5 protein-coding genes and 1 pseudogene are annotated in these 8,014 nt (G+C 40.2%); 5 read left to right on the forward strand and 1 reads right to left on the reverse strand.

Annotated elements, in window-relative coordinates:
• Nucleotides 1-60 precede the first annotated feature (60 nt).
• Nucleotides 61-1,032 carry a GTP 3',8-cyclase MoaA gene (moaA, locus tag H5072_RS06830; RefSeq protein WP_024595548.1) on the forward strand — a complete coding sequence of 324 codons (972 nt, stop codon included), beginning with the start codon at nt 61-63 and terminating at the stop codon, nt 1,030-1,032.
• A gap of 147 nt (nt 1,033-1,179) precedes the next feature.
• Nucleotides 1,180-2,217 carry a GGDEF domain-containing protein gene (locus H5072_RS06835; protein ID WP_182693087.1) on the forward strand — a complete coding sequence of 346 codons (1,038 nt, stop codon included), beginning with the start codon at nt 1,180-1,182 and terminating at the stop codon, nt 2,215-2,217.
• Nucleotides 2,218-2,227: 10 nt separating this feature from the next.
• Here H5072_RS06835 and H5072_RS06840 read toward each other — a convergent pair whose 3' ends face one another.
• Complete coding sequence (locus H5072_RS06840) at nt 2,228-3,166, reverse strand: LysR family transcriptional regulator (protein ID WP_076925596.1); 939 nt, start codon at nt 3,164-3,166, stop codon at nt 2,228-2,230.
• Between the two features lie 119 nt (nt 3,167-3,285).
• On the opposite strand from H5072_RS06840, the gene H5072_RS06845 reads away from it, so the two are divergent.
• The 3 genes and pseudogenes from H5072_RS06845 to H5072_RS06855 all read left to right on the forward strand — a co-directional run.
• A complete protein-coding gene (locus H5072_RS06845) occupies nt 3,286-4,455 on the forward strand; it encodes an efflux RND transporter periplasmic adaptor subunit (protein ID WP_182693088.1) in 1,170 nt (389 codons plus the stop codon).
• A 9-nt stretch (nt 4,456-4,464) separates the two neighbouring features.
• On the forward strand, nt 4,465-7,617 hold the full coding sequence (locus H5072_RS06850) for an efflux RND transporter permease subunit (RefSeq protein ID WP_182693089.1): 3,153 nt from the start codon (nt 4,465-4,467) through the stop codon (nt 7,615-7,617).
• Nucleotides 7,610-8,014 (forward strand): annotated as a pseudogene (locus H5072_RS06855) (TolC family protein); the annotation flags it as partial. The gene H5072_RS06850 and the pseudogene H5072_RS06855, both read left to right, overlap by 8 nt.

Consider the following 8,014-nt stretch of genomic DNA (forward strand, 5'->3'; position numbering starts at 1 on the left):
GTCTTAGTGCAAATTGGTATTAGGTTGTTATTACGTGTTGATATTAGTTAAGGTTTATTTATGCTAATCGACCCAACAGGGCGAGAGTTTAGTTACTTACGTTTGTCTATTACGGATGTATGTAATTTTAAGTGTGTTTATTGTTTACCAGATGGTTATCAGGGCGGTCACGACCGTGGCTTCCTCACAATTGATGAAATTAGCAATACGCTTAAAGCGTTTGCACACCATGGTATTGAAAAAGTAAGGATCACTGGCGGAGAGCCAACCCTTAGAAAAGACTTTATAGATGTTGTTCGCGCGGCAAAAGATGTTGCGGGCATAAAAAAAATTGCAATGACCACCAATGGTTTTTCTCTTCATAAGAATATTCATGACTGGGTAGATGTAGGCTTAAACGCCATTAATGTAAGCATTGATAGTTTAGATTCACGCATGTTTAACACCATTACTGGGCATGACAAATTTACCTCAGTAATGAAAGGTATTGATACTGCGCTTGAAACGGGTATTGATTCGGTAAAAATAAACAGCGTGCTGATGAAGCAATACAACGCAAAAGAGTTTGATACATTTTTAAATTGGGTTAAACACCGCCCCGTTACCATCCGCTTTATAGAATTGATGCAAACAAACGACAACAAAGCCTTTTTTGATGCTAACCATGTTTCTGGGCAAGTTTTAAAAACTCAGCTATTACAAACGGGTTGGCAGCAAGTTGCGCGTAGTGCATCAGCAGGTCCTGCTCAAGAGTTTGCGCATCCTGATTATCAAGGCAGAATTGGTTTAATAATGCCTTACAGCAATGATTTTTGTAGTACCTGTAATCGACTAAGGGTTACAGCAAAAGGGAACCTGCACTTGTGTTTGTTTTCTGAAGAGGGTATTTCGCTAAGAGAATATATGAACGACAGTTCGAATAGTGAATTAATGGCATTGTTATCTCGTTATATTAAAACTAAAAAGCCAACTCATCTTTTGCATCAAGGTAATACGGGCATCACCACTAATTTATCTATGTTAGGTGGTTAATTTTTAGAACTAATTTGTAAACAAAAACACCAAACGTGTCCCTAAATCACCAATAAAAGGGTTTGTTTACATGGTTTTAGAGCAACAAAGCTTGTTAAATTGTATTTTCACGTTAAACTTACTTTTTATTTTTATTAAGTGATTAGAATGGATATAGCGGCCCTTAATAGCACTAAATCATTAAGAAAGGACGTCCTGAGAGGGATGTGTCTTTGTTTTGGTTTTTTATCGCTAGTATTTGCGAGTGTTAATTTGACCGTAAATAATTTTCCATTGCTAGGCTATATCGAAATCTGTTTTTCTATTTATTGTATATTTACTTATATTTCACTTAAACGCCGCCCATTACAGTTTTGGCAATCCGTTGTAATGTGCGCACTTATCACATTTGTCGTTATTTTGGGTACATCTTTGGCGTCGCCTCGTAACGGTGTGTATGTATGGTCGTTTGCATTACCTATTTTGTACTACCTACTATTGGGTAAACAATATGGTGTAATTTTCTCTGCAAATTTATTAGTGATCCAAGTGTTTATTTTATGTAGTCAGTCTACTCTTGCCCCCTTTGAGACTTTTAACTTATCCCTTAATCTACTCTGTGCTTATTTAAGTATTTGGGCAATTTCTCACGTTTTTGAAGGGAGTCGTTCACACTTTTTAAGGCGACTTAAAAATTTAGCGTTACTTGACCCACTAACGGGGGCAGGCAATCGCCTTTCAATGAACCACTACTTTGAAGTAGAACTACAAGATAAATCACAGTTATATTTATTCTTACTTGATTTAGATTTTTTTAAACAAGTAAATGATGAATATGGCCATGGTGTGGGTGACCAAGTGCTTGTCGAAGTGGCTACCTTATTAAGAGTTGTGCTGGGAAGAGGGTATGTATTTAGAGTCGGCGGTGAGGAGTTTGCTTTATTTAGCTCTTTTGAAAATGAAGAGGCTGCACTTAATACCGCCGAACAAATAAGGGCACGTTTTGAAAGTACCACATTCGACATTGACGGCCTTGCAATCAATGTTACAACCAGTATTGGTGTCGCAAAATTTAAAAGTACCAATTCATTGGAAAGCTTTGTAAACCAAGCTGATAAACAGTTATACAAAGCAAAGCAATTTGGTCGCAATAAAGTGTATTGTAAATTTAAAAAAGAAAATGATTACCAGGCAGTCGTTGCGTAAGTCGTGCTACTTAGTACATTTGTTCAAAGTTAGGGATCCCATTTTCCCAAATCGGTTTATCTTTTCCTAAATGCTCGCGTACAGCATCAAAAAATAATCGGGTTCTTACTGGTAAATCTCGATGCGGATATACGGCATACATCGCGCTAAACTCCATCAGTTTTACATCGGTCAATAAAGGCACTAACTTACCTTGTATTATTTCATCACCAATAATAAATGCAGGGGCAACAAAGTAAGTTGTGCCCGATAATGTTTTCATTAACAATGATTCTGCATCGTTTGCACGAAACACACTTTTTATTTTTTGCTCGCAGCGTTCACCTTTACTATCGTAGTAATCTATAGCTTCTACTCGAATAGAATTACTGGCATAGCTTGCTGCTGGTAATTGCGCTAACTCTTCCATTGTTTTTGGCATACCATAAGTTTCAATAAACTGTGGCGCAGCTAAAATTAATAACCGGTTACGCGCTATTTTACGTGCAATAAGTGACGAATCTTTAGGCTCACCTACACGAAAAGCCAAATCAAATCCTTCAGAAACTATATCTACTAATCTATCGTCTAAACGCAGTTCAACTTCTACTTGAGGAAAGCGTTTTTGAAAATCATTAAGTACAGGTTGTAAATAACGACGACCAATAAGTGTTGATGAAGTGATTTTTAACACGCCGCGCGGTTCTAAATGGTAGTTTTCGGCCATGCGCACAGTTTCGCCAAGCAGCTCTCTAAGCTCTGCTGCTTTTTTGATCATTTCGGCGCCTGCCGCTGTGAGCGAAAATGAACGCGTGGTTCGGTTAAGTAACCTAACGCCTAACTCATCTTCTAAACGACTAATTTGCTTGGATATAACAGAGCGATCTATGTTGCGTATTTCTGCAGCTTTTGCAAAAGAGCCTTGCTCAACCACTTCAAGTAACATTAAAAGTCGACTTGTTGTATCCATTATTACACCTTAATTAATCTATTGATGCCATTTTGGCATTAATGAATTTAAAAATCTATGGTTTTTACACACGGGTTTAATCCGTATTATGCGAGGCTAATCAACAATGGAGCGTCTTCATGAACAAACATCTAATTGCTGCTGCACTTACTGCGGCATCTTTAACACTTGCGGGTTGTGCTGATGAGAGCACAGCTCAATCAGCACCTGCACAGCAACTTCAACCAATTGATGTAGCACAGGTGCTTGTTAAGCCGGTACAAAGCTGGCACACATATACAACGCGTTTAGAGTCTCCACAGGAAGTTGCCTTAATGCCGCGTGTATCGGGAATCATCGATAGCATTGAATTTAAAGAAGGCGATGTGGTTAAAGAAGGCGATGTTTTATTTCAATTAGATGCTCGTCCATTTGCTGCTGTGGTTGCTAGTTTAAAAGCGCAAATCAACAGCGCAGAAGCGGCCTTAGAGCAAGCTAAAAGTGAAGACAAACGTGCGGTACGCTTATTAGACCGTAAGGCAATTTCTACTGAGCAAGCACAAGCGCGTACTTCAACACTACGTCAACGCGAAGCACAGCTTTCTGCACTTCAAGCACAACTTACCTCAGCAGAGCTTGATTTAGAATTTACGTCAGTTGTATCACCAATTGATGGCATTATTTCTCGCGCAAATATTACTAAAGGTAACAACATACTTGCGGGTCAAAGCGTATTAACGTCAATTGTTTCAAACCAAGCTATGTACGCTTATTTTGATGTTGATGAACGCACCTGGAATAGCTCTTTCAATGATGTTACTGCTGCGAGCCATCAAACTGTTGTAATGCAAAAGGTCGGTCAAAACGATTTTGCATACAAAGGCTACATTAACTTTATTGATAACCAAATTAATTCATCGACAGGTACATTACGTGTACGTGCGGTATTTAATGAAAGCAGCAACCAATTACGCGCAGGCTCGTTTGCACGTATAAAGCTGGCTGCAAATTCTATTAGCGACGCGATTATTATCCCAGAACGTGCAATTGGTACCGACTTAAAAAATCGTTTTGTATTAACGGTTGGCGAAAACAACGTACTTGAATACAAGCTTATCACTACAGGTGAGCGTTACGGTGCATTACGTGCGGTTACATCAGGCCTTAATGAAGGTGATGTTATTGCCGTAAATGGTCCTGCTCGCGTAGGCCCTGGTATGCCAATCTCTCCGCAAACCGTAACAATTGATACCAGCGGTGTAGCATTTACATTGTCAAACGACAACGCACAATTTGTGGCTAAGCAATAAGGTTTATTAATGAAATTTTCGCATTTCTTTATACAGCGCCCAATATTTGCGGCCATGCTGTCATTGGTTATTTTAATTGCTGGTGGTATATCACTATTCCAATTACCAGTAAGTGAATATCCAGAAGTAGTTCCTCCAACTGTTGTTGTTACCGCTAACTACCCGGGTGCTAACCCAACCGTTATTGCGCAAACAGTGGCAACACCGCTGGAGCAAGAAATTAACGGTACTGAAAACATGTTGTATATGTTTTCGCAAGGTACAAGCGATGGCCGTATGACATTAACGGTGACCTTTGCGTTAGGTACCGATTTAGATCGTGCTCAAGTACAAGTACAAAACCGTGTAAACAGTGCACTTCCGCGTTTGCCAGAAGAAGTACAACGTTTAGGTGTTGTAGCCGAAAAATCATCGCCAGATTTAACCATGGTAGTGCATTTATATTCACCTGAAAAAACGCACGACACAGCGTACTTATCTAACTATGCCGATTTAAACATTAAAGATGAAATTGCGCGTTTACCGGGTGTAGGTGATATTCGCATGTTTGGTGCTGGCAAATACTCAATGCGAGTATGGCTAAACCCAGATGCACTTGCTGCACGCGAATTAACAGCAACAGATGTAGTAACAGCACTTCGCTCGCAAAACCAGCAAGTTGCTGCCGGTAGCTTAGGTGCACAACCAATTTCAAACGACAGTCAATTTCAAATATTGTTAAACGTTAAAGGTCGTTTAAACAGTATTGAAGAATTTGAACAAGTTATTATTAAAGTAGGCGACGAAGGTCAGTTAACACGTTTATCTGATATAGCCCGTGTTGATTTAGGTCAAGATACTTACTCACTACGTGCAGAGCTTGATAACCAACCAGCTCTTGCAATGCCAATATTTCAGCGCCCTGGTTCAAACGCTATTGAGCTTTCTGATCAAGTACGCGAAACAATGGCGCGCTTATCTAAAGATTTCCCTACCGGTGTTGAATACGACATTGTGTACGACCCTACGGTATTTGTTCGCGGCTCAATTGACGCGGTAATTGCAACGTTGCTTGAAGCAATTGTACTGGTAGTTATTGTTGTTATTGTATTTTTACAAACGTGGCGTGCATCTATTATTCCGTTAATTGCTGTGCCTATTTCACTTATTGGTACATTTGCCGTAATGCAGTGGTTAGGTGTATCAATTAATACCTTGTCGTTGTTTGGCTTAGTATTGGCCATAGGTATAGTTGTAGATGATGCGATTGTAGTTGTTGAAAATGTAGAGCGTAATATTGAAAAAGGCTTATCGCCACTTGAAGCAACCCGCGTTGCAATGAGCGAAGTAACAGGCCCTATTATTGCCATTGCGCTAGTACTAAGTGCCGTATTTATTCCTACTGCGTTTATTACCGGTTTATCAGGTCAGTTTTATAAGCAATTTGCACTTACAATTACAATTTCGACGATTATCTCAGCGTTTAATTCATTAACGTTATCGCCTGCGCTTGCTGCATTGTTATTAAAATCTCACGATGCAAAACCAGATGCGTTCACGCGTTTACTTAATAAATTGTTTGGTCGTTGGTTGTTTAAACCATTTAACCGCGTATTTAATCGTGGTGCTAAAGGGTACGAAAAACTGGTAAAAAAACTAATCCGTATGACCGTTGTTGTAATGGTGGCTTATATTGCACTTGTTGGCGGCACAATTAAGTTATTTGATACCGTACCAGGTGGCTTTATTCCACAGCAAGACAAACAGTATTTAGTGGCTATTGCGCAGTTACCTGACGCATCAAGCCTTGATCGTACTGAAGACGTACTTGCTCAAATGCAGCAAATTGCATTAGAAGTCCCAGGCGTGGCACATACTGTTGCTTTTCCTGGCTTATCAGTGAACGGTTTTACAAACAGCCCTAACAGCGGCATTGTATTTACACCACTTGAGAGCTTTGACAAACGTACCGACCCAAGCCAATCAGCGATGGCGATAGCTGCGCAGTTGAATAAACGTTTTGCTGCCATTGATGAAGCATTTGTAGCGGTATTTCCACCGCCGCCAATTCAAGGATTGGGCACAACAGGTGGTTTTAAACTGCAAATAGAAGACAGAGCTAATAAAGGATTTGAGGCACTATTTAATAGCCTGCAAGCCGTTATTGGTAAAGCGCAACAAGACCCAGCATTAATGGGCCTGTACTCAAGTTTCCGTATCCAAGTTCCACAAATGGATATTGATATTGACCGTGAGCAAGCGCTTATTCAAGGTATTCCACTTGATGAAGTATTTAATGCACTGCAAATTTACTTAGGCTCTGTGTACGTAAATGACTTTAATATGTTTGGTCGTACGTACCAAGTAAATGCACAGGCTGATGCTGACTACCGCTTAGACCCTGATCAAATACTTAATTTAAAAGTACGAAACCGCTCAGGTAATATGGTGCCACTAGGCTCTGTATTAACAGTAACACCAACAATTGGTCCTGACCGTGTTATGCATTACAACGGATACCCAAGTGCAGAACTAAATGGTAGCCCAGCGCCAGGTTATAGCTCTGATCAAGCACAAGTTGCTATTGAAAAAGTACTCGCAGACACACTACCAACAGGTATTGAATATGAGTGGACTGAAGTAACGTACCAACAAGTACTTGCCGGTAACACCATGGTTTATGTATTCCCGTTAGTTGTATTACTTGTATTTATGGTACTTGCAGCGCAGTACGAGAGCTTACGTTTACCACTGGCAATTATATTAATTGTACCAATGACTATTTTCTCAGCCTTGTTAGGTGTGTGGTTTGTCGGCTCTGACAACAACATATTCACCCAAATAGCGTTGATAGTACTGGTCGCGTTGGCTTCTAAAAATGCAATATTGATGGTTGAGTTTGCAAAAGATAGACACGACTCAGGCTTATCGCACTTAGAGGCAATACTTGAGGCATGTCGTATGCGCTTGCGCCCAATATTAATGACGTCAATTGCATTTACAGCAGGTGTTGTACCGTTAGTACTTGCCACCGGTGCGGGCGCCGAAATGCGACACGCAATGGGTAACGCAGTATTCTCAGGCATGATAGGTGTAACCGTGTTTGGCCTATTGTTTACGCCGGTATTTTATATGTTAGTGACTAACAAAAAAGAGAAAGCGCAGGAGAATACTCATGACTAAATTAATGCAAAAAAGGCTTAAAACAAGTCTAACTGTCAGTGCGGTATTAGTCGCTGCGTTTTTAGCCGGGTGCGCGAGTAAAATAGACACCATGGGCGAGCAAAAAGCCGTTAACGAATTTGTTGCTAAAGCTAATATTGCTAGTAACGTTAGCGTTGCTGATGAAACAAACTGGTGGAAAAAGCTTAATTCTGATCAACTAAATGAGCTTGTTACTGGTGCGCTTGCAAATAACTATAATTTGCAAACAAGCCAGTTAACACTTAAAAGTGTATTAGCGCGATTAGGAGAGCAAAAAGCCCAGTACCTTCCGCAAGGTGGCGTAAATGTTGGCGTAGCTCGAAGTGATGCACCAAGCGTTTATGACCGCCAATCAAGTGCAAACGTTGCACTTGAT

It is taken from the genome of Pseudoalteromonas sp. SR45-5 (genome assembly GCF_014163565.1).
Lineage (GTDB): Bacteria > Pseudomonadota > Gammaproteobacteria > Enterobacterales > Alteromonadaceae > Pseudoalteromonas > Pseudoalteromonas distincta.